The organism is Paraburkholderia sp. EG304 (assembly GCF_046543485.1).
GTDB classification, from domain to species: Bacteria; Pseudomonadota; Gammaproteobacteria; order Burkholderiales; family Burkholderiaceae; genus Paraburkholderia; species Paraburkholderia youngii.
The window spans coordinates 1-23244 of sequence record NZ_JBKGUA010000072.1 but is presented as its reverse complement, the minus strand read 5'-3'; the positions used below and the strand labels follow the sequence as shown (position 1 = coordinate 23244).

The 23244-nt window shown below is 62.0% G+C and carries 21 protein-coding genes and 3 pseudogenes; 13 read left to right on the top strand and 11 right to left on the bottom strand.

Annotation, left to right across the window (positions count from 1 at the left end):
* Window positions 1-291: 291 nt before the first annotated feature.
* The 5 genes and pseudogenes from ACLFKU_RS38705 to ACLFKU_RS38685 all read right to left on the bottom strand — a co-directional run bounded on the left by ACLFKU_RS38705 (window position 292) and on the right by ACLFKU_RS38685 (window position 4663).
* Window positions 292-984 (bottom strand): glutathione S-transferase C-terminal domain-containing protein, encoded by a 693-nt coding sequence (locus ACLFKU_RS38705; protein WP_410852713.1) that lies wholly within the window; start codon window positions 982-984, stop codon window positions 292-294.
* A 657-nt stretch (window positions 985-1641) separates the two neighbouring features.
* Entirely contained in the window at window positions 1642-2088 is a 447-nt protein-coding gene (locus tag ACLFKU_RS38700) for a MaoC family dehydratase (RefSeq protein ID WP_410852712.1), read from the bottom strand.
* A gap of 177 nt (window positions 2089-2265) precedes the next feature.
* A pseudogene (locus tag ACLFKU_RS38695) lies at window positions 2266-3541 on the bottom strand (epoxide hydrolase family protein).
* A 134-nt stretch (window positions 3542-3675) separates the two neighbouring features.
* Window positions 3676-4248: a ferric reductase-like transmembrane domain-containing protein gene (locus ACLFKU_RS38690; protein ID WP_410852711.1), complete on the bottom strand. Its 573-nt coding sequence runs from the start codon at window positions 4246-4248 to the stop codon at window positions 3676-3678.
* A gap of 124 nt (window positions 4249-4372) precedes the next feature.
* Entirely contained in the window at window positions 4373-4663 is a 291-nt protein-coding gene (locus tag ACLFKU_RS38685) for a muconolactone Delta-isomerase family protein (protein ID WP_410852710.1), read from the bottom strand.
* A 440-nt stretch (window positions 4664-5103) separates the two neighbouring features.
* On the opposite strand from ACLFKU_RS38685, the gene ACLFKU_RS38680 reads away from it, so the two are divergent.
* The 4 genes and pseudogenes from ACLFKU_RS38680 to ACLFKU_RS38665 all read left to right on the top strand — a co-directional run bounded on the left by ACLFKU_RS38680 (window position 5104) and on the right by ACLFKU_RS38665 (window position 9061).
* Window positions 5104-5730: an isochorismatase family cysteine hydrolase gene (locus tag ACLFKU_RS38680; RefSeq protein WP_410852709.1), complete on the top strand. Its 627-nt coding sequence runs from the start codon at window positions 5104-5106 to the stop codon at window positions 5728-5730.
* Between the two features lie 78 nt (window positions 5731-5808).
* Window positions 5809-7038: an MFS transporter gene (locus tag ACLFKU_RS38675; protein WP_410852708.1), complete on the top strand. Its 1230-nt coding sequence runs from the start codon at window positions 5809-5811 to the stop codon at window positions 7036-7038.
* Between the two features lie 211 nt (window positions 7039-7249).
* Window positions 7250-7771, top strand: a pseudogene (locus ACLFKU_RS38670) (zinc-binding dehydrogenase); the annotation flags it as partial.
* 66 nt (window positions 7772-7837) lie between these two features.
* On the top strand, window positions 7838-9061 hold the full coding sequence (locus ACLFKU_RS38665) for a YbfB/YjiJ family MFS transporter (RefSeq protein WP_410852707.1): 1224 nt from the start codon (window positions 7838-7840) through the stop codon (window positions 9059-9061).
* Window positions 9062-9072: 11 nt separating this feature from the next.
* Here the strand turns inward: ACLFKU_RS38665 and ACLFKU_RS38660 are convergent, their stop codons facing one another.
* Window positions 9073-9585, bottom strand: coding sequence for a winged helix-turn-helix transcriptional regulator (locus ACLFKU_RS38660; protein WP_410852706.1), 513 nt, complete (start codon window positions 9583-9585; stop codon window positions 9073-9075).
* A gap of 253 nt (window positions 9586-9838) precedes the next feature.
* Here ACLFKU_RS38660 and ACLFKU_RS38655 point away from each other — a divergent pair, with 253 nt between their 5' ends.
* A complete protein-coding gene (locus ACLFKU_RS38655; protein ID WP_368583717.1) occupies window positions 9839-10462 on the top strand; it encodes an isochorismatase family cysteine hydrolase in 624 nt (207 codons plus the stop codon).
* Window positions 10463-10597: 135 nt separating this feature from the next.
* Here the strand turns inward: ACLFKU_RS38655 and ACLFKU_RS38650 are convergent, their stop codons facing one another.
* On the bottom strand, window positions 10598-11515 hold the full coding sequence (locus ACLFKU_RS38650; protein WP_410852705.1) for a LysR family transcriptional regulator: 918 nt from the start codon (window positions 11513-11515) through the stop codon (window positions 10598-10600).
* Between the two features lie 95 nt (window positions 11516-11610).
* Here ACLFKU_RS38650 and glaH point away from each other — a divergent pair, with 95 nt between their 5' ends.
* The 7 genes from glaH to ACLFKU_RS38615 all read left to right on the top strand — a co-directional run bounded on the left by glaH (window position 11611) and on the right by ACLFKU_RS38615 (window position 18351).
* On the top strand, window positions 11611-12543 hold the full coding sequence (glaH, locus tag ACLFKU_RS38645; protein ID WP_410852704.1) for a glutarate dioxygenase GlaH: 933 nt from the start codon (window positions 11611-11613) through the stop codon (window positions 12541-12543).
* Between the two features lie 85 nt (window positions 12544-12628).
* Entirely contained in the window at window positions 12629-13867 is a 1239-nt protein-coding gene (locus ACLFKU_RS38640) for an alpha-hydroxy acid oxidase (RefSeq protein WP_410852703.1), read from the top strand.
* Between the two features lie 105 nt (window positions 13868-13972).
* Window positions 13973-14380 (top strand): FUSC family protein, encoded by a 408-nt coding sequence (locus tag ACLFKU_RS38635; protein WP_410852702.1) that lies wholly within the window; start codon window positions 13973-13975, stop codon window positions 14378-14380.
* A gap of 100 nt (window positions 14381-14480) precedes the next feature.
* Window positions 14481-15320 carry an ABC transporter permease subunit gene (locus ACLFKU_RS38630; RefSeq protein WP_410852701.1) on the top strand — a complete coding sequence of 280 codons (840 nt, stop codon included), beginning with the start codon at window positions 14481-14483 and terminating at the stop codon, window positions 15318-15320.
* Window positions 15317-16060: an ABC transporter ATP-binding protein gene (locus tag ACLFKU_RS38625; RefSeq protein ID WP_410852700.1), complete on the top strand. Its 744-nt coding sequence runs from the start codon at window positions 15317-15319 to the stop codon at window positions 16058-16060. Before ACLFKU_RS38630 ends, ACLFKU_RS38625 begins: the two co-directional genes overlap by 4 nt.
* 61 nt (window positions 16061-16121) lie before the next feature.
* The gene (locus ACLFKU_RS38620; RefSeq protein WP_410852699.1) at window positions 16122-17126 is read left to right on the top strand and encodes an NrtA/SsuA/CpmA family ABC transporter substrate-binding protein; all 1005 of its coding nucleotides are present in this window, start codon (window positions 16122-16124) and stop codon (window positions 17124-17126) included.
* A gap of 10 nt (window positions 17127-17136) precedes the next feature.
* Window positions 17137-18351: an acyl-CoA dehydrogenase family protein gene (locus tag ACLFKU_RS38615; protein WP_410852698.1), complete on the top strand. Its 1215-nt coding sequence runs from the start codon at window positions 17137-17139 to the stop codon at window positions 18349-18351.
* 43 nt (window positions 18352-18394) lie between these two features.
* Here ACLFKU_RS38615 and ACLFKU_RS38610 read toward each other — a convergent pair whose 3' ends face one another.
* A complete protein-coding gene (locus ACLFKU_RS38610) occupies window positions 18395-19456 on the bottom strand; it encodes an LLM class flavin-dependent oxidoreductase (RefSeq protein WP_410852697.1) in 1062 nt (353 codons plus the stop codon).
* A 113-nt stretch (window positions 19457-19569) separates the two neighbouring features.
* On the bottom strand, window positions 19570-21012 hold the full coding sequence (locus ACLFKU_RS38605) for a SidA/IucD/PvdA family monooxygenase (RefSeq protein ID WP_410852696.1): 1443 nt from the start codon (window positions 21010-21012) through the stop codon (window positions 19570-19572).
* Window positions 21013-21388: 376 nt separating this feature from the next.
* Between ACLFKU_RS38605 and ACLFKU_RS38600 the strand changes: the two genes are divergently transcribed.
* Window positions 21389-22258 (top strand): NADPH-dependent oxidoreductase, encoded by an 870-nt coding sequence (locus ACLFKU_RS38600; protein ID WP_410852695.1) that lies wholly within the window; start codon window positions 21389-21391, stop codon window positions 22256-22258.
* A 50-nt stretch (window positions 22259-22308) separates the two neighbouring features.
* Here ACLFKU_RS38600 and ACLFKU_RS38595 read toward each other — a convergent pair.
* Window positions 22309-22468 (bottom strand): annotated as a pseudogene (locus ACLFKU_RS38595) (aminotransferase class V-fold PLP-dependent enzyme); the annotation flags it as partial.
* Window positions 22469-22663: 195 nt separating this feature from the next.
* On the bottom strand, window positions 22664-23203 hold the full coding sequence (locus ACLFKU_RS38590) for a DUF4865 family protein (RefSeq protein WP_410852714.1): 540 nt from the start codon (window positions 23201-23203) through the stop codon (window positions 22664-22666).
* Window positions 23204-23244: the final 41 nt, after the last annotated feature.

The window sequence follows — 23244 nt, the reverse complement described above, 5'->3', positions numbered from 1 at the left end:
TCGAGTTCTTCAACGAATGCGTCGATGATCCGGACGGGATTGTCTTCTGCAATAAAGTCATCGAGACATTCCGGCAGCAGCGTTGCCTGATTGCGGTCTGCACCTTCGACAAATCGCCCCATCTTCCTCTCTCGCGCCAACAGGTTGATTTAGTCTAGGCTATCAAGCACGTTTTTACACGGCCTCGGCCGAGCTCGGTCCGACATGGCCATTCGCGCGGTCTCCCCGCTGGCCAGCGGTACAACTCCATACACATCCGGATCCCTAAGTGTCGCTACCATGTTGTTCAATTTAGGTAACGACCCGCCCGTGCATCGCCTTGCAATGCCGCACGAGGGTCGGCCGCGACAGCACGTAGCGCTTCAACGGCGTATCGATGTCGTAGTTGTAGATGTTCGCGACGCAGCCGTAGATCGCGGCATCGACCGTGGCCGGCTCGGGCCCGAAGATAAAGCCGCTGTCGCCGAGCAGATCGGCCACGACGCGCAAATCGCCGATGCCGCGCTCATACACCTGATCCGGCTCGTAGCGGCCGATGCCCTGATAGTGATACCGAAGCCAGTTGTACTCGCTCGCGGCTTCGAGCGCACTAGCGGTGACTTCGGGGTGCGCCGCCATGAAGGCGTTGCAAAACGCCGGGCGAAAGCGCTCGTCGCGCCAGCGCGAAAAGCTCATCGGCCAGTACAGGTCGTCGAGCGTGCGCCGGACCAGGAAGTCGAGATTCGCTTGCCCCGTGGAAAGCGCGCTGTCGATGCGTAGGTCGTACTTGCGCTTCAGGTAGCTGATGATCGCATCGCTATCACCGATTGATTCCTCGCCGTCGACCAGATAGGGCAACTGTCCTCGCGGCGCCTCTTTCGTATCGAGAATGTGCTTGTGCTCGAAGTCGAGACCGCACAAGCGCATGAATGCATAGACCTTCAGGCCAAACGGATTGTTGTCGGCGACGCCGAACAGGTCCGGGTAGGAATAGAGCGTCAGCATGGGCCCTCGCGTGTTGGAGGCATGATGCGGCCGGCGTCGAGGGTGTCCGGGGCCGGGCGCAATGCGTGATGGTGACACATGGTTGGCCGATTCGACTGTGACCCAGCGAACGCAGCCAATCTGAATGAATGCGATGAGCGCCGACAGCGGCCGACCTCTTCGCGATGCGATCGACTCAGAACGACGCGTAAGTACGCGTTCGCGGATGTGAGAGTCGACGCTCCGGCTCCGGCTGGGGCGAACGGGCGGTTAGCACCGTGTAGCCGTCCGATGAGTGTCGGTATCTGAGCGTCTGCAATGGCCGAATTCTGTGCGTGGCTCCTCCGTCAGGTCTCTGAGTACAGCAGCCATATGCCGAGCAAGCTGACCGGCAAGTGCTCGACCATACCTGACCTTCAGGTATCGCATCCGTCAGGCGGCAACGAGTCGGCGAAACCCTGTCATCGTTCGACAACGCACACTACCCTCGCACAGACATTCCGCCGGACTTATACGCTTGGTCTGTCGAACGCGTATTACCGGCTGCTCGATAAACTCGGCGCCGTCAGGGGTGTGCCCACGCCGGCGTCTGTCTGGATTGTCTTGAATGGGCCAGCCCTGATTGAACCCAAACTGCAGGGTTGCGCGGCGAAACAAGTGGCCATCCGAGATTAAGCTTCAGGGCCGTTTAAAAACCAGAAGGCGCATTTCCACTCGCTGACAAAGCTCACCTTGCTGGTTCATCGTGTCGCTGCGGACTGTCGCGATGCCGCGGTCGGGTTTGGAACGCGACGGCGCGATCTCCAGGACGGTGCTGACGACGTGCAGGACATCGTTCGGGCGAGTGGGTCTTGGCCACGCGATTTCGCCGCTCGCACCAATAATGCCACCCGCAATCGGCAGGCTCTGAACGAGAAGTTTCATGGTGATCGCTGCCGTGTGCCAGCCGCTCGCTGCAAGCCCCGCAAAGAAGGAGCGTTGAGCCGCTTCCTCGTCCAGATGGAAAGGTTGAGGATCGAACTGTCGCGCGAAGGCGTGTATCTGGTCGACATCGAGTTTATGCTCCGCGCTTTCGTACACCGCACCCACGGCGAGATCTTCCAGATACAGAGTCTCTGATTTCATGCCTTACTCCTGAAACGTTTTATTCGCTGATATTGGCTCTTCGAACGCCCCTTCTGTGGTGACGTTCGACCTTGATGGTGTTGTCCCTATCCGAAGGATAGTCTTGCGCGGAGAATCCGAGAGTGGCCCGGGGGCCTCGCCGCTAGCGACTTCGAAGCCGGTCGCACTGCCTGCCCATTAGCTGCGCAGCGGCCGCAGACCCGCCCGAACTTCCTGCGCGAGTAGCAGGGGCTCCTCCCAGGCGGCGAAATGGCCGCCCCGTTCAGGCCGGTTGTAATAGATGAGGTCGTGGTAAGCCTGTTCTGTCCAACTGAGCGGCGCCTGATAGTTCTCCCCGGGAAACGCGCTGACGGCAGCCGGCACGGAAACATTCGCTGCAACGAGGTAGTTGAAGTGGGCCGTTTCCCAATAGAATCGGGCCGCCGACACGCCCGTGTTGGTCAGCCAGTAAAGCGTGATGTTGTCGAGGACGTCGTCGCGTGTGATGGCACCGGCTGAATGCCCGTTGACCGTGCGCCCTAGCACGGCCGAGGTGATCGGTGCCGCCGGCTGGCCATAAGCATCGCCGTGATCGAGCAGCCAGCCTGCCAGCGCAATCGGAGAATCGGCCAGTCCATAGAGGCTTTGCGGACGAGTCGCCATCTCGAACGCGTAGGCGCGGCGCTTCTTGAAATTGACGCTCAATTGCTCATACGCGAGCCTTTCGTCGGACGATCGCCCTGCCGGTGACGGGTTCCCGCCCTGGATCGCCGTGAGGATATCCGGCGGAACTGCCGCCGGGAAATTGACATGGATGCCCAGCAATCCAGGCGGCGCCTGTTTGGCCATCACATTCGACACGCTCCGGACCCCGGCCGGTCGTCGTAGGCTTGCCTGAGAAGCCATAGCCCGGCAACGACGGAACGACCAGATGGAAGGCGTCGGATGCGCTCGCGCCATAGGCGGTGGGATTGACGAGCGGATCGATGATCTTGATCTGCTCGATGATCGAACCGGGCCACCCGTGCGATACGATCAGCGGCAATGCATTCTCATGCTTCGAGCGCACGTGCATGAAATGAATGTCGAGCCCGTCGATCTCAGTGACGAACTGCGGCAGAGCGTTCAGGGTCGCTTCGCACTTGCGCCAGTCGTAGTCGGTCGCCCAATGGTGCGCGAGGCCCTGAAGCGTCGCGAGTTGCACGCCTTGCGAGTCGTCATCGACGGTTTCGCGCTCCGGCCATCGGGTGGCCCTGATGCGTCTTCTCAGATCTACGAGCAGCGACACGGGAACCTGCACGCGAAGGCGGCGAATTGCGTCCGTGCCGCTGCCCGTCTGCGGTTGGACATCGGTAATACCGCGGTCCGTGTGCGCAGATACAAGTGGGCTCAGAGATTGCGCGGCTACGGCTGCCGCGGCGAGGCTCACGAAGTGCCGGCGGGATGTCGATTGAGGGATAAGCTTGTCTGTCATGCGAACTCCAGTTGACGATGAGCCTGGCGGCTGGCGCGAAAGGCACAAAAGGGAGAACCGGCGTTGACCCCTGTGGGAGTTTCGACACGCCTGGTCCATCCGGCGCATCTCCAAGGCGCGACGAACAGCCAGCCTCACGTGCCGAACCGCGCAGCCACACGTAACAGCATGGCCGCAACCATGGCCATGCCCGGGGCGAGATAGCTGGCATGGAGATGGACACGGGTAAAGAAAGAGCCCGCAAAAATGATGGCGAGTATCCACACGCCCAGCAGATGCAGCTTTTTCCAGTTTTCCGGGCCGATAAGGCGCGCCGGCGTCGCGAACGACGTAGCCGTGAGCAGCAGAATCATCAGATAGCCGATGAAGCCCGGTATTTTGGTCACTGTCGTACGGCCTGCCCAGAATGCTTCGGGTGCCGTACCGACGTAGGCGACGAGTGCTAACGCATGCAGAAACTGCGACACAGCAAACGACAACCCGATGTAGCGACGCTCTCTTGCCAGCGCTCTGGTTGGCACCGACGGCGCCAGTTTTACAAGCGGCGCGGCCATGAAAACGGCGAGAAACAGAACAAAGGACGTGCGAGCCGTCGCACGCACAACATACTGCAACGATCTCACCCAGTCCGGCGCCAGTGCGAAGGCCGCCACTGCCAAGCAAGAAAGACATATGGTAAGTACACAAAAAAGCTTCCAGCGGGTCATATGGATAATCCGATCGATATTTGTCGATTGCTGGGCAACGAGCCGGCGATTGCGAGAGACGCCGGCTTTCGGGCCTGTATCGGTACGGTGGCGCGGCCGGCCAGACGCGCGCGCAGCGTCTGGTTCAGTGACTACGCGGCCCAAATCCTGAGTAGGAGCGCAACTGGCTGATCTGAGGCCGTGCGAGAAAACCGGATTTGACCAATGGAAGCTCTGACAGGAGTTCCGCGAGGCGGATTTCGTCATCGGCCTCCGAAATCATGCAGGCGCCACCTTCTGCTCTCAGCCATATCTGGCGCACGACTCCCGAGGCGTAGAGCCGGCGAACATACTCGGCTTCCGCCTCGACGTCCTCCTTGGCAGGGGACATCGAGGACGCGTTTTCCGAACGGGAAATGATCACGAGGTATTGCATTTTGCTCTCCTGGGAAGGCGTTGCGCTCCGGCTATGAATTCCGCGTGAACAAATCCGGAACTCAGTGCTGGGAGGAATGGGTCATCTCAGCCTGAAGAACGGCACACCCGCTCCTCTTGCATCCTCCGAGGCATCGGTGGATGTGGTCACTGGGCAGCTAATCCGGCGTCTGACCGAACCATACATCACCTATGTTTTTCATAGCAACAGATTTCTTCTATCGTGCAAACCTCACCTGAAGCGGCTAATTTCTGGAGACTGCGCACGTAGCATTCAGGAATTCAAGCTTTAGCTTGACACTATGATTTTCATATATACAATGCAGTCACAGACAAACTTCATCGCCAGCTGAACCGGGTTCGCGAGCGGCACAGGTATCCGTATAAAACGCAGGCCGTGTCGGGACGCAGGTTCGATGCCCCCCTTCCAAAGGAACGCAAATGACGCCCGTCGCCTACGACACCAATTCGACTGCACTGCTGTTCGTCGATCCCTATAACGACTTCCTCTCGGAGGGCGGCAAAGTCTGGCCCTTCGTCAAGGACGTCGCGGCACAAGTCCGACTGCTCGACAATCTTCGGGCCATCAACAGCGCCGTCCGCCGTGCCGGGATACAGGTCGTGTATGTCCCGCACCGCCGGTGGCAGCCGGGGGATTACCAGTGCTGGTGTCACCCGAGCCCCAGCCAGCGCAAGATCATGGACGGTCATCATTTCGCCAGGGGCGACTGGGGCGGCGAATGGCATCCCGACTTCGCGCCGCAACCGGGCGACGTCGTGGCGCTCGAACACTGGGGCGCGAGTGGCTTCGCCAATACGGACCTGGATTTCCAGCTCAAGCAGCATCGCATTACGCACGTGGTTCTCGTCGGCCTGCTGGCCAACACCTGCATCGAGGCGACTGGCCGTTGCGCAACGGAACTCGGTTACCACGTGACCCTCGTGAAGGATGCAACGGCCGCGTTCCATCAGGAAATGATGCACGCGGCGCACGATCTGAACGGGCCGACCTTTGCGCACAGTATCGTCAACACGCGCGAGCTCATCGATGCGTTGCCAACGGCCTGAGCTGACTCCGTGACGCATTCGTCCGCATGGCATGTTGCCGCCTGACTTGCTGGACGAGGCCATCAGGCTTGCGACGATTTGGTCACCGCCGCGCGGTGCCGGATCCCCCTTACCCTCTGGACGACACCGATGATCTCCCCGCGCCAGGTCTTTCTGATGGCTTTGTGCTGCGCGCTCGCCGTCTCACCCATCTACTACCACCAGCCACTCCTGCCACAGATCGCGTCGACGTTCGGCGTGCCGTCCGCTCGCGGAGGCCTGATCGCCACGCTGACCCAGCTTGGCTACGCAATGGGACTGCTGCTCTTCGTGCCGCTCGCAGACGGCGTCCAGCCGCGCACGCTGGCGTCGCGGGCCATCGTGGCGAATGCGATGGCGCTGATCGCCTGTGCAGCCGCACCGTCCTTCGCCACCTTGAGCGTTTGCAGCTTCCTCGTCGGAACGACTTCAATCTCGGCGCAAATCATCATTCCGGCGGTCTCCGGTAAGGCCACGCTTGCCGCACGCGGGCGAGTGGTCGGTTCGCTGCTGGGCGGGCTATCTTCGGGCGTCCTGCTGGCACGCACGCTAAGCGGCATCGTTGGCGCACTGTGGGGCTGGCGCTCGATATTCGTGATCGCCTCTGTCATCGATATAGCACTCCTGTTCGTCATCAGGAAGGTGCCCATGTCGAACACACTCGTGGCTATCCGCTACCGCGAGTTGATGCAGTCGCTCGCTGGTCTCGTGCGAGAGGAGCGGCTGCTACGCGTCTCGGCGGCGATGGGCTTTCTCGTGTTCGCCGCCTTCAGCGCGCTGTGGGCAACACTCGCGGTGCTGCTCGCCCGACCGCCCTATCACTACGGTCCTGCCACCATCGGCGCATTCGGACTGATCGGGCTGGTCGGCCTTTCGGTATCACCACAACTCGGTGCCGTCGTCGACCGGATGGGCTCCCGCCACATCGCGACCGCCGGCGCACTAACGGTTCTGATTGCATTCGCGTTTGTCGCAGCGGGCGGCCGCAGCCTCGTATGGCTGATCGTCGGCATGGTGTTGCTGGATCTGGGCAACCGCACGAGCTTTATCGCCAACCAGGCCCGCATCTATGCGCTGCGTCCCGAGGCCCGCAGCCGCCTTAATACGGTTTTCATGGTTTCGTACTTTCTGGGTGGCGCGGTCGGTGCGGCGCTTGGCGGGGCCGGCGCGTTGCGCGCCGCCTGGGTTGGCCTCGCCGCGGTCGGCGTGTTGCTCTCGCTCGCGGCCGTTGCCGTCAATTCGCTCGCGTTCGGGCGGCCCAGTTCGGCCATTGTCGACGGGCAGGTTTGACCCGAACAACCGGACGATTCGCACGCAGGTTTGGTCGCTTCGACGTAGCACAAGCCGCCGAAAGACAATTTACTCAGGAGAGTCTGATGTCATTCAAGGCACTGCTCGCGACAAAGCCGCGCGACGCGGTTTCGACGCGCATCGTCAATTTCCACGACCGGGATCTCATGCCCGGTGACGTCACGATCGCCGTGGAGTATTCAACGGTGCTGGCGCGAACGGCGGCGTCGGATCGATCGCGATTGCGCTCCTGTCTGGCCTCGGCTATCGGGTCGTCGCATCAACCGGACGCCTCGAAGAGGCCGAATATCTGCGCAACCTTGGCGCGGCGGAGATCATCGACCGGCGCACGCTCTCTGAACCGGGTGCACCGATCGCCCAGCAACGTTGGGCCGGTGCCGTGGACTCCGTCGGCCATCACACGCTCGCCAACGTGCTGGCCCAGACGCAGTACCGCGGCGTGGTTGCCGCCTGCGGCCTCGCGCAAGGCGCGGGCCTCCCCGGTTCGGTCCTGCCCTTCATCCGACGTAACGTGACCCTCGCGGGCATCGATTCCGTCAACGCCCCGCAGGCAGTGCGCGTCGAGGCCTGGTCGCGGCTCGCGCATGACCTCGACCTGGACAAGCTCGGCCGCGCGACGACGTTAGTGGGACTCGTCAAGGTTCCTGCGATTGCGCACCAGATCCTGGAAGGCAAGGTTCGGGGACGTACCATCGTCGACGTCAATGCATAAATGCCCTGTCGTCATTCGTCTCCAGAGACTGTGCGCACAGCAGCAATCTTGATTCAGGAGTTCAGCGTGTCCGCCGTTCCTTCTTCATGCCACCGGTGCGAAGCTTCGCCGCTCGATGCCCATGCCCTGTTCGCCACGTTTGCCGGGCTCTGTGGAAGTCTGGTCGCCATTGGTCTGGCGCGCTTCGCCTACACACCGCTCATCCCCTCGCTGATCGAGGCGCACTGGTTCACATCCCCACAGACCGTCACGCTCGGAGCGGCGAACTTCGCCGGCTACCTGATCGGCGCAATGGTGGGACGCCCGTTCGCTGCGTGGCTGTCCAACCGGTCCGCATTGCGGCTTCTGATGGCGGTCGTCACGATCGCATTCTTCACGTGCGCGTGGCCGGTGTCGGTGTCGTGGTTCTTCTTCTGGCGTCTGCTGTCGGGTATCTCGGGCGGCGCGATCATGGTGCTCGTCGCGACGTCGATCCTGCCGCACATTCCTGCGCCGCGCCGTGGCTTCGCGAGCGGAATGATCTTCCTTGGCATGGGTCTCGGGGTTGCGGCATCAGGCACGCTGATTCCGCAACTTCTGCACATGGGGTTGCGCGACACGTGGCTTGGCCTCGGCGCGCTCTCATTCTCGCTCACGGCCTTGAGCTGGTTCGGCTGGCCGGCGACGAACCCTCCCGCGCCACAGGTCGCCCCGTTGCACGGAGCAGATCGCAGCAGGCTCGCGCTGCGTGTCCTCTACGCACAATACGCTGCTAACGCGCTCGGTCTCGTGCCCGTGATCGTGCTGCTCGTCGACTACGTGGCCCGGGGCCTCGGCCGGGGCGCCGCCGTTGGTGCGAGCTACTGGGTGTTATACGGTCTCGCCGCCATCGCCGGCCCGATGATCTGCGGAAACCTTGGCGATCGCATCGGTTTCGGTCCAGCCTGGCGCGCCGCCCTCGCATCGCAGGCCATCGCGGTCGTGGTGCTCGCGAAGACGGGCAATCCTTTCGTGTTCGGGGTCGCCACGGTGGTCATTGGCGTATTCACGCCCGGAATCGTGCCACTCGTGCTCGGGCGCATTCATGAGCTGGTGCGCGACAATCACCTCGAAGAGCGCGCAGCCTGGAGCCGAGCGACTACGGCGTTCGCACTCTTTCAGGCGCTTGGCGGCTATGGCTACTCGCATCTGTTTTCCCGCTTTCACGATGACTACGCGCTCGTCTTCCTGTGCGGTGCGGCCGCGCTCACCCTAGCCTTCCTCGCCGACGTCATCATGCAGGCTCGGCGCACAGAGCGGCATGAGCGCTAGCGCGGGAGGAATCACTCAGACCTGGCCTTCGCGGCCCGATACGCCTCGCGTCTTTTCTCGCGCTCCTTTGCAAACGTCGGGCTCAAGGCCGCGTCGAGATCGCTCCGCTCTACGTATTCGCCGCAAGACGGGCAGATATAGTCAAGCCCGACCTCGTGCCCACACAGCCGATGCATAAACCGTACGGCGACTTCCTCGCCTTTGCTCTTGCACCAGGTTTCACCCCATGTACGCAGCGCCTGGATCACTGGATAGAACGCCCGCCCTTTCTGTGTGAGATGGTATTCGTACCGTACCGGCCTCTTCTGATACGGTTGGCGCTCGATCATTCCGTCTGCTTCCAGCGACTTCAGGCGCGTGGCCAGCATCTGTGGCGTCGCCTCCGTCTGAATCTGGATTTCCTCGAACCGGGTCGCCCCCATGTACATCTCGCGCAGGACAAGCGTTGTCCACTTGTCACCGACAACTTCCGTCGATCGCGCAACCGGGCATACCGTGGCCACTACCTTCTCTCTACGCTTCATTTCGCCTCCGCATAAACTCTTTTTTTCATAGTAACACGAATTCGCATCCCTCGCATACACGGCTGACCGAGTCACCCCTGATCCGTCAAAACCTGACACTGGTTATGGATATGACGCTTAGACTTGTTTCTATGATTTTCATATGTATAATCGATTCGTGTGACGTCCGCGCGCGCAAGTCCGCGCAGACGAATTGCGCAGCCGGGCTCCGGTTGCGACACGCCCCGGCCGAACCCCCTTTCCGGAGAACACGATGTCTGCCCCTGTCTATCGCGCCGAACACACTGGTCTTTTGCTGGTCGACCCTTACAACGATTTCCTGTCGCATGGCGGCAAGATCTTTCCGATGATCGAGGCAGTCGCCAACGACGTTCGGCTTCTCGACAATTTGCGCGCAGCGGTGAGCGCCGCACGCAAAGCTGGCATCCAGGTGTTCTACGTCCCGCATCGCCGCTGGCAACCTGGCGATTACGAAGACTGGGACCATCCGAATCCGACGCAACTGATCGTGCAGAAGCGCCAGTCCTTCGCAAAAGGGACGTGGGGCGGCGAATGGCACCCCGATTTTGTTCCCCTGGAAAACGACATCATCATCCACGAGCATTGGGCGCAAAGCGGCTTCGCCAACACGGACCTCGATTTCCAGCTCAAGCAGCACAAAATTTCGCACGTCATCGCCGTCGGCCTGCTCGCGAACACCTGCATCGAATCCACCGCGCGATTCGCAATGGAACTCGGCTATCACGTGACGCTCGTGCGCGACGCGACCGCCGCCTTCTCGCCGGAAATGATGCGAGCCGCCCACGAACTGAACGGACCCACGTTTGCCCATTCGATCGTCACGACGGCCGAATTGCTGACAGCACTGCCGGCATAGGCGTTATGCCGACGATGACGGACTCAAGCGATCAATCCACTGAACAACAACCCCTGAAGGACTCACGCATGATTACCATCCGGGGAACCTGATTGACTATCCACGGGTCGTCCCTGACAGACCTGCGAGTTCAATTCAAGCTGGGTCTGACATCGCGCGCCGCGTGAACAGCGCGAGGGATTCCGTCACGAATGCGCGAACGGCGGGAGAAAGCTCCCGTCGCCTGCTGGCCATTGCGAGATGACACGGATACTCGAAATCCGCGATCGGCCGATAGCAAATTCCTGGCTGTGTGAAGTTGCGCATCGATTCCGGGACGACGACCACTCCATAACCGGCCGATGCAAGACTGATCGCGGCGATGAAGTCATGCACGCGATGTTCGAGAAATGGAACAAAGCCTCCCGCTACGCCCAGCGCAGTAAGCACCTCGCTGAATCCCGTGTCGTCGTCGAAGTGGGGGGCGATAAAACGCTGATCTTTCAGGTCTCTGACCGAAACGTGCCCGCTTGCTGCCAATGCATGGTCCTCGGCCATCGCGACCAACAGGCATTCGGTCTGCACGATCGTGGCCACGATACCCGCCGGATGCTGGCGCCACGGTCTGACGATACCCACGTCGATCTCGCCGCTGACGAGCGCCTCGAACTGACGCGGGGTCTCCATGGCCACGACCTCGATTCGCACGTCGCCATGCGAGATCCGAAACTGATGCAGCATCCTCGAGAGCACGCCGCTGCTCACGCCGGATGCCACCGATCCGATCCGCACCACACCGGCGAGGCCTCTGGCCGCCAGCCGGCCAACCTGATCCGCACGCTCGATATGGCGTAGCGCTGCAACCGCTTCGGCATGAAACAAACGCCCCGCATCGGTCAGCGTAACGGGCTGTCGCTTGTTGCGGTTCAGGAGACGAACGCCGATCTCCTGCTCGAGGCGTTGAATCTGGGCGCTGAGCGCCGATTGCGCAACATCCAGTCGATCCGCTGCCTTGGCAAAGTGCAGATCCTCCACCACCGCAACGAAGTATCGCAGTTGACGGGCGTCGATCATTTAATCTCCGGAAGCGAATAAACATTCGCGTATTGCTTCTGGATGATATCAAAGAAAGGGCATCAAATAGAGCCCTGAAACAACTGGAGGACAACATGGACGCACTGATCACCCACCCTGGTTCCATCACGCACCGGCAACCGCTTTTCCGCTTGTCGGCGCATCCCACCCATCACCGCATCATGAACGTGACGGTCGACTCGAACGCACTGACCGGATTCCTGGCGAACGTGCGCGATATCGACGTCCAGAATCTCGAGTATGTCCCGTTCATGCGCCATCACCTTGCCGATCTGCTGGTCGAGCGTCTCGGTGACGACTTTGCCGACATGCTCGTCGAGCTGGTCAAGGACCGTCGGCACGGCGGTTTCACCATCGGCCTCCAGGACCTTTCGCAAGACCCCTCTGACTTCGTGAAGTTCGGTACGGCCATCGGTCATATCCTCGGCCCGAGCAATCACGATGCGATGTCGGGAACGTACTACGCCCGCTTCGTGGTGAAGCACACCGATAACAGCGACTCATATCTTCGTCAGGCATACCGGCTGTTCACGATGCACACCGACGGCACGTACGTGAGCGACGCAACGGACTGGCTGCTGATGATGAAATTCGCGGAGCGAAGCGCGGTCGGCGGCGAATCGCGGTTTCTGCACCTCGACGACTGGGAAGAGCGCGATCGCTTCGTCAATCACAAGCTCGGAACCAAGCCGTTCTTCTACAAGGGATCCGATTCCAAGAACGTCAGCGAGCAGATCGAGCGGCCGCTGTTCTTTCAAAGCGAATTTGGTCTGTCGATCTCGTTCATCGACCAGTTCGTTCAGCCGTCCAACCGTGAAGAAGCGGCATTTCTCCGCTCACTGTCCCAGTCGATGGAAACGTCGGCCGGCACGAAGGAAGTGTCTTTGCCGGTCGGCGGTCTGGTGGTGCTGAACAACTATTTCTACCTCCACGGCCGCGCGCCATTCCAGCCGAACGAATCGCTGTTCCGCGAGCTGATGCGCCAGCGCGGCTCGTTTGCGTATTGAAGTCATCCGCTCTCTGGCATGATCGGGCACACCGACCGCCGAGGGCGAACGCAGCGATTTCGATGTAACACAGTGAGACGGTGAAATGAACGACTACGCAGAGCACGCGAGCGTGCACGAAACGACGTCCGTCGGGCGAGTTGAACAAGAGGCTTACGGGGTCAAGCAACATCTCCCCCGGCGGCTGCGCCAGATCCTCTCGCTCGCGGACTTCGAGCGGGCGGCACGGCGCGTTCTGCCGCGTCCGCTCTACGGCTATATCTCCGGCGCAGCGGAGGACGGCATGTCGATCGCGGCGAATCGGGCTGCGTTCGAACGCTTGGAGTTCCGCACAAGAGTGCTTGTCGACGTGTCTCGTCGATCGCAGCAGACAACGATCTTCAACCACACCTACTCGTCTCCGTTCGGAATCGCTCCGGTCGGAATCAGTGCCATCTCGGCATATCGAGGCGACATTGCGTTGGCCACGGCCGCGATGGATGAAAATATCCCTGCGATCATGAGCGGCTCCTCGCTCATTCCCATGGAGGTGGTGCAGGCGGCAGCGCCTGGCACCTGGTTCCAGGCTTATCTCCCCGGCGACGCTGCGCGCCGCGACGCCTTGATCGAGCGTGTCAAGGCCGCTGGCTTCGCGACGCTCGTCCTCACAGTCGACATTCCCGTTTGGGCGAATCGCGAAAACAACGTGCGTACGGGTTTCTCGCTGCCGTTGCGCCCATCGCTGCGTCTCGCGATGGACGGCATTTCCCACCCACGCTGGCTGCTTGGCACTTTCGCCCGGACGTTGATCAATCACGGCATGCCCCACTTCGAGAACTCGTTCGCGACACGAGGGGCACCGATGCTATCCGCTTCGGCGGTACGCGACACCACCGGACGCGACCATCTGTCATGGTCGGACATCGCAAGCATTCGTCAACGTTGGAGCGGCAATCTGGTCATCAAAGGCATCCTTCAGGCGGACGACGCGCGGCGCGCACTCGCGATTGGCGCGGACGGGATCATCGTGTCGAACCACGGTGGGCGCCAACTGGACGGGGCGGTCGAGCCGCTGTCCGTGTTGCCGCAGATTTGTGATGCCGTTGCAGACAAGACCGTCGTCATGCTGGACAGCGGGATCCGGCGAGGGGGAGATGTTCTGAAGGCGCTCGCGCTCGGTGCGCAGTTCGTATTCGCAGGGCGCCCGTTCATGTACGCCGCCGCGGTGGGCGGCGCGTCGGGTGTTCGACATGCGATCGGCCTTCTCAGGGGCGAAGTCGACCGAAACATGGCGATGCTCGGCACGGTAGCGATTCGCGAGATCGATCGCACAATACTGGCCTGAACGGCGCGATCCGACCGGATAACGTGCGACCCTGCCAGTGGACGAAAGCACCGACCGCTCATAAATTCGGATTCTGTATCTAGTGGACTTCAAGAAACTACCCCCTTGCCCGTCCCGGGCGTTACATGGGAGGGGCTAGCGTACGCCGTCAGGACTGCAAGCGCATCGCTGATCGCGCTGTACATCGCGTTTTGCATGAACCTGGACGATCCGAAATGGGCTGCAATCACCGTGTGGGTCGTCGCCCAGAATAGTCGCGGCATGAGCGTGTCGAAGAGCCAGTATCGGATCCTCGGAACTGCGCTGGGTGCGCTCGCAGCCCTCGTGCTCGTCGCCCTGTTTGCACAGACGCCAGAATTGTTCTTGCTGGGACTCGCCGGCTGGATTGGACCGACTTTTCCGCGTCAACGGGAAACGAACAAAACAAGCTTAGGTTATCTGTGCAATTCGATTGGCGGACGCTCAAACGGCATTCCTGCTTTGAACGCGTCAAAACGAAAAAGCAAAGAATAAAAAACTGTTTGTCGCGGCCATGCTAATCGTCCTCTAATAGAAAGCTGATCTGTTCGCTCGATTGCGAAGCAGTTTTTTTCATTGTTCATTCGGGACCGGCATGGCTGACGTCACGTATTCTCGCAACAGCCATCTCTCTTCGAACCGGCTGCATCAGCGAATTTCTAAGGGCACGCTCTACAAGTGGCTTTCGTGGATCGTGCCGCTCCTAGTGCTCGCACTATGGCAGCTCGCGTCGAGCGTCGGGCTGATTGCACCCCAGGTCCTTCCCGCCCCGAGCAAAGTCGCCACCACCGCGCTGGATCTGGCGAAAAGCGGCGATCTCTTCGTTCACCTTGGCGTTTCACTGCTGCGCGCCGCGGCGGGATTCGCGATCGGCGGCACAGTTGGACTGGTGCTCGGCGTCCTGGTCGGCTTTTCGCCGTTGGCGCAGGCCCTGCTCGATCGTTCGATCCAGATGGTTCGCGCGATTCCCTTTCTCGCGATGCTGCCGCTCGTGATCGTGTGGTTCGGTGTCGGCGAGGTGGCGAAAATTTTTCTGGTCGCACTCGCGGTGCTGTTTCCGATTTACATCAACACGATGCTGGGCATCCGGCAGATCGACCCGAAGCTGATGGAACTCGCGAAGGTGGTCGGGCTGAACTGGCGCGCGATCGTGCGACGGATCATTCTGCCCGGCGCGATGCCATCAATCCTGACCGGCGTGCGTTATGCGCTCGCTCATGCGTGGCTCGCGCTCGTCATTGCCGAAACGCTCGCCACGACCAGAGGCATCGGCTTCCTCGCGATGGATGCGCGCGAATTTCTTCAGACCAACGTGATTGTATTGACCATGATCATCTACGCGATCATCGGTGTCGTGGCCGATGCCTCCGTGCGCCTGCTCGAAGCGCACTTTCTATCGTGGCACCCGAATTACGCCAAAGGAGCGCGCAAGTGAGCGTCGATCTCGCCCTTTCCCTCGATGCTCATGATTCCGCCGTTGCCGGCGAACAAGGCAAGCTTTCGCCGCTCGCCGTATCGGTACGCGGATTGCAACGCCAGTACGGCACCCGCATCGTCATCGATGCGCTGGACCTCGACATCCGCAAAGGCGAATTCGTCGCGCTGCTCGGCGAGAGCGGCTGCGGCAAGACCACGCTGTTGCGAGCGCTCGCCGGTCTCGATCTGCCCGACGCCGGCGAGATTCGTGCGCCGGAACGTCCCTCGGTAGTGTTTCAGGAGCATCGGCTGCTGCCGTGGGCGACGTTGTGGGAGAACGTCGCGCTCGGTCACGAAACAACGGTCGGCCGCGCGGGCGCCTCGCATGCGCTGGCCGAAGTCGGTCTGTCGGGCCGCGAAGACGACTGGCCGCGCAATCTCTCAGGCGGTCAGGCGCAACGTGTGGCGCTGGCGCGCAGCCTCGTGCGCGATCCCGCCTTGCTTCTGCTCGATGAGCCCTTCGCGGCCCTCGACGCACTCACGCGCATCAAGATGCACGGGCTCGTCAAGGAGCTTGTCGCGCGCCATCACCCCGGCGTGCTGCTCGTGACGCACGACGTCGACGAGGCGCTCACGCTCGCCGACCGAATTCTCGTGATGCGCTTGGGACGGATCGCCGCATCTTTTCACCCCAACCACTACGCGCCGCAAACATTGCGGCCGATCCTGCTCGACGAGCTTGGCGTTCAGCCCGACTGAGCGCTTTTTCAAAATCACAGCATCACTGCATTTGCGCATCACTTCAAGGACGTAAATAACGATGAACGATTCTTTGCTGAGCCGCCGCCAACTATTGCGCGCGGCGGGTGGCCTGCTGGCCGGCGCGGCAACCGCCAATCTGTTTCCGGCACGCGCAGCCGAGCCGCGCAAGCTGACCCGCAACACCGATACGGTGCGCCTCGGCTGGGGCTACGGCAGCCTGCCGGATATCGCCAGGCAGCGCGGTGTGTTCGAAAAGACGCTCGCGGCAAAAAACATCAAGGTCGAATGGGTCGGGCCGTTCCCGAATCACGCGCCGTCGATTCAGGCGGTCGTCGGCGGGAGTGCGGACTTCGGCTTCTGGGGCTCGACGACCCCCGCGCTCGCCGCGATGCTGGCCGGCTCGCCGCTCGTCTTCGTCGCGTTCGATATCTATTCGCCGCGCTCGACGGCGATCATCGTGAAGAAGTCGAGCGGCATCAATTCGGTGGCCGATCTGGCGGGACGCAAGGTCGCGGTGAACCGCTCGGGCTTGGGCGAGTTTCTGCTGATCGCCGCGCTGGAGAAACATCACGTCGACCGCAGCAAGGTCGAGTTCGTCTACCTCAATCCGCCCGACGCGGCACCGGCGTTCGCGCAAGGTGTGGTCGATGCATGGTCGATGTGGTCGCCGGCGGTGGACATCGCGCGTTATAGCAACGACGCCAAGGACATCTTCAACGAAGGGCGCGACCTCGATTTTCTGATCGACTACAGCTCGCTCGTGACGCGCCGTAAATTCGCCGAAGAGAACTCCGAGCTGGTGCGCGCGGTGATCGATGCGTACTACGTCGAAGGCGCATGGCAATCGGCGCATCCCGCCGAATCCGAACAGCTCGTGCAGAAGCAGGCCCGTTATCCGGATCAGGTGCGCGATTATCTGACGAGCCTCAAACGCGTGAATCAATTCCACGAACCCGACGACGCCGCGTTCATCGCGCAGTTCCAGCGCGCGGCCGACTGGCTCGCGGAACGCAAGATCATCAATTCGCGAATCAAGGTCGCGGACTACAGCGTCAAGGTGTGAGAGACACGCGATGGCAACCACGCTAGTTTCACCGCTGTCCGCGAGCCTTGGCTTCGGCGAGGTCATCGACGACATTGCGCTAAGTGCGGCGGAGCGCGAACACCATCATCGTTTGCCGCATGAAGAGATCGCGAGGCTCAAGGAACTGGGCTTCGGCGCGCTTCGTCTGCCCGCCCACCTCGGCGGTCATGACGCGTCGCTGAGCGGCCTTTTCGTCGTCGCGCGCGACCTTGCCGCGGCGGACTCGAATATCGCGCACGCGTTTCGCAATCATCTGTGGCTGGTCGAGGCGGCGCTGCGGCGGCGGGATCAGCCGTTGCACGCCCACGTTCTCGATCTGACGCGGCAGAAGAAAACCGTCGGCCTCAGTTTCACGAAGACCGATGCGGTGGCGGCCGGCGCGCGCCCCGGCAAGGTGCTGAGCCGGCTCGAATGGGACGAACGGCGACAAGCTTATACGGGCGAAGGCGAGAAGGTCTACGCGACCGGCAATCTCTACAACGACGCGTTTGTCGGCGTCGCCGTCGAGAGTCGCGCGGGTAGGACCGTGCAGTACGTGCTCGATCGTGGACCGGGCGTCAGCAGCGACGACGACTGGCAAGGCTTCGGCCAGCGCCTCACCGGCTCGGGCACGGCGAAGTTTCATGCCGTGAGCGTGCCCGCGCATCACCTCTATCCGACCGACCCGCCGCGCGACGACCATGCCGCGCCGTGGGGATACACCTTCCACCAGGTGTATCTGACCAACTGCATCGCCGGTATCGTGCGGCGGGTCGCGCTGGACGCCGTCGAGGTTCTGCGCGCACGGGGGCGCAACTTCTATCATGGCGACGCCGCGCATCCCGCCGACGAACCCGTGCTGCAAACCCTGCTCGGCCGGATTCGCGCGTATGCGGCGAGTGTCGAGGCGACCGCCGATCGTGCCTTAGCCGCGCTCCAGCGTGCCTGGGATGCTTCCGGCACAGCCGACGAATACGAGCTGACGCTGGCTGCCACGTTCTCGGCCGCGGAAGCTAAAGTGGTGATCGACGATCTCGCGCCGCAAATCGCTAGCTGGTTGATCGATCTCGGTTCGGGCTCCGTCGTGTCACGCACGGGCGCGCTGGACCGGCACTGGCGCAACATCAAGGTGATTGCTTCGCACAATCCGCGCCTGTACAAGGAACGGCTGCTCGGTGAAAACCTGCTGACGGGAAAACTGCCGCCCACCGGCGCGTTCTTCTGATTGCATGACAGATGGTGCGCTTTTCGCGCCATCATCATTCAGCTCAGTTGGAGAGCAGCCGCCGCACGCGCGGTATTACCTCTTCGGCAAAGGCTCGCATATCGGCTTCGAACGGCTGGAATTGAAGCATGAAAAGTTCGATGCCCGCGCGATGAAACGCGGCAACGCGCTGCGCCACCGTGTCGTAATCGCCGACCAGACCGGCCGCCGTGCCTCCATTCGAGCCGACGCGCGGAGATTGCGCGAAGGTTTGATGCATCACCGCTTTCGCGTCGGTATTGGCCTTCTGCCGCTCGCGCAGAGGCTTGTCCAGATCCGCCAGCGCGAACAGATGCGCGAGGTGCGCGTCGGCCTGCGCCGCCGTTTCCCGCGCGATCACGAACGCCGACAGACCGAAGCGCAACGCGGCTTGTCCCGCCGGACGCGTACGAGCCGATACGTCCGCGATCAGGCGCGCAACGTCGTCGGGCGGCTGACCGTTGATGAACCACACGTCGCCGTGCGCCGTCACCAGGTCGCGCGCGGGCTCGGACTCGCCGCCGACATAAATCCGCGGACGCGCACGAAACGGATCGGAGGGAAGCAGCTGGTAATTCTCGAGACGGAAGTTCTCGCCCCGATGATTCACGGCTTCGCCCCGCAGCAGCGCGGAGACGACTTCAAGCCATTCGCGGCCGTATTTATAGCGCTCGTCGTGCTCGGGAAAGCCGATGCCGGCCCGTTCCAGTTCAGGACGATTCCACGCGTTGACCACGTTGATCGCGAAGCGGCCGCCGCTGATGTGCTCGATCTGCTGGGCCATTTTCGCGAGCACGACGGGGTGATAGAGATACGGCTTGATCGCCGCGATGATTTCGATGCGCGAGGTCAACGCCGCCAATGCCGCCGACGACGTCCAGGCTTCGAGCTGATCGAGAGAAGGATCGTGCGGATTGATCGTGTGCTGCGCGACGAGCACCGAGTCGTAGCCGAGGCGCTCGACTTCGAGAACGAGGGCCTTGTTGCGGGCCCACGACGCATCATAGGGTTCGGCGGGGTCCTGCAACGCGGCGCGGCTGCCGTGCACGAGCGCCCAGATACCGAAGCGCGGAAGGTTGACTGACATCGGTTCGATCCGCGCAAACGCGGTGAAGGAAATCGGACATGGTAGCCGTGCCCGTGAGCACGGCCTTCCAATTTATATCGATATGAAACCCACGCTCCGGCATTAAGGCGCGCTCAGGCGCTCGATGCCTCGCGCTGCCACACACTCGATGCATACGCGGACTCGTCGAAATCGGCGGGCACAGGCGCGGTAAGGCGTGCCTCATGCGCAGCCAGATCGCCGAGAAACAGGTCGCGGCTGATGCGCCTGACCACGCTGGGAATATCGCGCTTCATGCTCGGCACGTCGCCCACCGGCACGCCCGCGCTCACGAAACCCGCCGGGTTGTAGACGTGGATATCGCGCAGATACGGCGCCCGCCCCGGCGTTTTCTCCAGATACTCCAGCCCGGAGCCGAGATACGGATGCGCGCCAAGCCCGTCGTCGGCATCGTCCGCGGGCGGCGTGTACTGATCGCGCCACAGGCGGATGTGCGACGCGAATCCGGCCAGTTCCGGCCGTGCCGACGGATCGATGAAGTAGCCGGTGCCCGCAATCGCGAAGTCGAACTGGAACGTCTCACCTTCCGTCGTGCGCGCGGCGATCTGCCCCGCCTCTTCGCGCGCGGACTCCCACTGCGTAGCGGGATGCAGATGAAAATTCGCGAAACGCGTGACCCGTTCGATGGAGTCGAGCGGCGCCGTCGAACCGGAACGTTTGAAGCGCAATGCCTGCGACCAGCGCACCGCATCGGGCAGGTCGAAGTAGTTGTCGTAGGCACCGGGATAGGCACGCGCGCGCGATACCGGCACGGCCGCCAGCGTCGCGCGGCGCACGAACAGATGGACGTTGGCCGCGCCCGCTTCGAGCGCCGTCGCGGCTGCATCGAAGGCGGATGCCGCGCCGCCGAGCACCGCAACCGACTTGCCGTGCAACGCGGCGAAATCGATCGCCTGCGAGGTGTGCGCGACCCGCGCCGCGGGCAGCGACGCCAGCACCTGCGGCACGAACGCACCACCGTTGCCCGCGACGCCATTGCACAACACCACCTTGCGCGCAGTCTCGACGCGCGCCTCGCCGTTCACTTCAAGATGCAGGCGGAAAGAGGTATCGAGCGCCGAATCGAGCGGTTCGATCCTGACGAGGCGCGTTGCGTAGCGAATCGGAATCTCGAGAAACTCGCGATACCACGCCAGATAATCTGCCCACTGTTCGCGCGGGATACGGTCGATCTCACGATATGACTGCGCACCGAATCGGGCTTCATACCAGGCCTGAAAGCCGAGCCCTGGCAGACCCGTCTCGGGTCCCACCAGCGCCTTCGGCGTGCGCAGCTTGTTCATCCGCGCGCGAGTGCGCCAGACGCCGGCGCCCGATGCATCGGCGGCCGCGTCGATCACGCTGACGCGGCCAATGCCTGCACGCCGCAGCGCAAACGCAAAGGCGCTGCCGCTTTGCCCACCGCCGACGATCAACACGTTATGGTCGATACCCGGGCGATCCGGCACCCAGTTTTCCGGCGCCGGCCCCAACAGTTCAAGTGTGCGGCGCGCGTCGTGGTCGGGCGTTTGTGTCATCGGCGAATGTCCTGAAGACGCGAACTGTCCGGTTGCGGGGAGCCGAGCCAGAAGAGCCGCGTGACCGCAAGCACGCGCTCAATAGCGGGTTGCCTGAATCGATAGACGGGGGAAGCCAACATGATGGAATTGCCGTGAAAAGATGAAGTCCGACCATGCTAGTGACGATCGAACCCGCGCAGAAGCAATTAATTATGATTTGAATATCGCGCGATCTTCGCAGAGCAATCCCGCGGCTCACGGCGTTCGCGGATTCATATGAATAGCGGGGATTTTTATATAGCTCCGCGCTTCTGCTCTGGACTAATTTAGGTAAGGTATGCGCAGCACTGGACCCCAGCAAACCTTCACATCCCGAATGACGAGGCACCGATAGATGTCTACTGATGAGGCGCTCACGCGCAACCAACACGAAAGCCAGTCCGCGCACAAAGCCACAGCGGCCTTTCAAACGCGCTACGGCACCGAGCAAACCGACACGCCGTTATCCGACTGGAACGACACGCTTCAGACCCTGCTCTCGCATCGCTCGGTGCGTGCTTACGATGGTCGTCCGCTGCCTGCCGGTACGCTCGAAACGCTGATCGCCGCAGCGCAATCCGCGCCCAGTTCCTCGAACCTGCAGACGTGGAGCGTCGTTGCTGTCGAAGACCCGCAACGCAAAGCGCGGCTTGCCGCGCTGGCGGCCAATCAGGAGCACATTCGCCACGCGCCGCTCTTTCTCGTCTGGCTCGCCGATCTGGCGAGGCTCGAGAGCGTGGCCGAGCGCGCCAGCGTGAAGCCCGAGGGACTGCAATATCTGGAGACGCTGCTCGTCGGCGTGATCGATGCGGCACTCGCCGCGCAGAACGCGCTGGTCGCGCTGGAGTCGCTGGGTCTCGGCTCCGTCTACATCGGCGCGATCCGCAACGCACCGGAACAGGTGGCCAAAGAGTTGGCGCTGCCGCCGCACGTGCTGCCGGTATTCGGCCTGTGCGTGGGTTACTCGGACCCGGCGCGGCCTGCCGAGGTCAAGCCGCGCCTGCCGCAATCGGTGGTGCTGCATCGCGAGCAATACGATGCGCCCGCGCAGACGCAGGGCATCGCGCTCTATAACGACATCCTCGCCGGCCTCCAGGTTCGGCAGGGTCAATCCGATGCGCGCTGGACCGACCGTTCGATCGAACGCTGGCGCACGCGGGAATCACTGCATGGCCGCGATCGTTTGCGTGACGCGTTGAATGCCTTGGGGTTCGAACTGCGATGAACATTTGCAATGCCGGAGCCCGAGGACGCCCGGCATCGCAACGTCAGCGCTCAATGCTTCGCCAGCAACTTCACCACCGCGACCATCCGGTCGACCTCGTCCGGCGTGTTGTAGAACGCGAGCGATGGCCGCACCGTCGCCTCCAGCCCGAAAGCGCCGCACGATAGGCTGCGCGCAATGGTGGCCGGCCCGTACCTCAATGCCCGCTTCGCTGCAGATTACCTTGATTTCGCGAAGAAATTTGACGGCGAGCTTGATTCAACATCGGAACACTTCGAACAGGTTCCTCACCAGGCTATGGTGCAATAGCCGACAAATCAGGTGGACAACTGCGCTAACCCAGACGAAGCGAGATACGCGATCTCATAGCCGACTCCACACTCCACCGCTCGCAGCGACGCGGAACTAAGCGTGAAGCGCGCGACTCGCCAGTTCAGCACGTCCAGGCCGACCGCTGCTGCTACGGTATCCTCGCGGTCGGCCACCTGTGCATTGAGCTTCGTCTCTAGCTTCGCGCAACTCGCCTAAATCGGCTCCATCGGGAACATTCACATCCTCGCGGTATATCGATAGCGCCTCGACCGAGTGTTCAGCACGGACGTCGACGGGCAGCCATGTCTGTATCGGCGGGCGCCCGAACGTCTGGAGCACCGACTCAAAACGAGGCCCGGTCAAGAACTTCGTGGCAGCGCCCTCTCGCAGCCAAAGATAGATCGACGTGTAGGTATTGTGGTGCGCCCCATGCTTCCCGCGCTCACGCAACGCAAATGCTTTGAACGCGAGCCCGTCTGCGTCGTTCCAGAGCAGCCCGCGCGTGCGGCCCCGTTGGGAATCTGGTCCATGTCGTAGTCCGGGTAACCGAATGTAAGGGACTTCCCCGTCCCGAGGCTGCGGCGGAAGCCGCGGTTCGGCATCAAAGTGCCATGATGAGGTCTGAGCCTTCATCAATACCCACAGGAGGGGAAATCCATGCCCATTGTTACCGT

What these genes read in the sequence shown, in the direction of transcription:
- ACLFKU_RS38705 (WP_410852713.1), bottom strand. Translation starts at nt 984, where the DNA reads ATGCTGACGCTCTATTCCTACCCGGACCTGTTCGGCGTCGCCGACAAC.
- ACLFKU_RS38700 (WP_410852712.1), bottom strand. Translation starts at nt 2,088, where the DNA reads ATGAAATCAGAGACTCTGTATCTGGAAGATCTCGCCGTGGGTGCGGTG.
- ACLFKU_RS38690 (WP_410852711.1), bottom strand. Translation starts at nt 4,248, where the DNA reads ATGACCCGCTGGAAGCTTTTTTGTGTACTTACCATATGTCTTTCTTGC.
- ACLFKU_RS38685 (WP_410852710.1), bottom strand. Translation starts at nt 4,663, where the DNA reads ATGCAATACCTCGTGATCATTTCCCGTTCGGAAAACGCGTCCTCGATG.
- ACLFKU_RS38680 (WP_410852709.1), top strand. Translation starts at nt 5,104, where the DNA reads ATGACGCCCGTCGCCTACGACACCAATTCGACTGCACTGCTGTTCGTC.
- ACLFKU_RS38660 (WP_410852706.1), bottom strand. Translation starts at nt 9,585, where the DNA reads ATGAAGCGTAGAGAGAAGGTAGTGGCCACGGTATGCCCGGTTGCGCGA.
- ACLFKU_RS38655 (WP_368583717.1), top strand. Translation starts at nt 9,839, where the DNA reads ATGTCTGCCCCTGTCTATCGCGCCGAACACACTGGTCTTTTGCTGGTC.
- ACLFKU_RS38650 (WP_410852705.1), bottom strand. Translation starts at nt 11,515, where the DNA reads ATGATCGACGCCCGTCAACTGCGATACTTCGTTGCGGTGGTGGAGGAT.
- glaH (WP_410852704.1), top strand. Translation starts at nt 11,611, where the DNA reads ATGGACGCACTGATCACCCACCCTGGTTCCATCACGCACCGGCAACCG.
- ACLFKU_RS38640 (WP_410852703.1), top strand. Translation starts at nt 12,629, where the DNA reads ATGAACGACTACGCAGAGCACGCGAGCGTGCACGAAACGACGTCCGTC.
- ACLFKU_RS38630 (WP_410852701.1), top strand. Translation starts at nt 14,481, where the DNA reads ATGGCTGACGTCACGTATTCTCGCAACAGCCATCTCTCTTCGAACCGG.
- ACLFKU_RS38620 (WP_410852699.1), top strand. Translation starts at nt 16,122, where the DNA reads ATGAACGATTCTTTGCTGAGCCGCCGCCAACTATTGCGCGCGGCGGGT.
- ACLFKU_RS38615 (WP_410852698.1), top strand. Translation starts at nt 17,137, where the DNA reads ATGGCAACCACGCTAGTTTCACCGCTGTCCGCGAGCCTTGGCTTCGGC.
- ACLFKU_RS38610 (WP_410852697.1), bottom strand. Translation starts at nt 19,456, where the DNA reads ATGTCAGTCAACCTTCCGCGCTTCGGTATCTGGGCGCTCGTGCACGGC.
- ACLFKU_RS38605 (WP_410852696.1), bottom strand. Translation starts at nt 21,012, where the DNA reads ATGACACAAACGCCCGACCACGACGCGCGCCGCACACTTGAACTGTTG.
- ACLFKU_RS38600 (WP_410852695.1), top strand. Translation starts at nt 21,389, where the DNA reads ATGTCTACTGATGAGGCGCTCACGCGCAACCAACACGAAAGCCAGTCC.
- ACLFKU_RS38590 (WP_410852714.1), bottom strand. Translation starts at nt 23,203, where the DNA reads ATGAAGGCTCAGACCTCATCATGGCACTTTGATGCCGAACCGCGGCTT.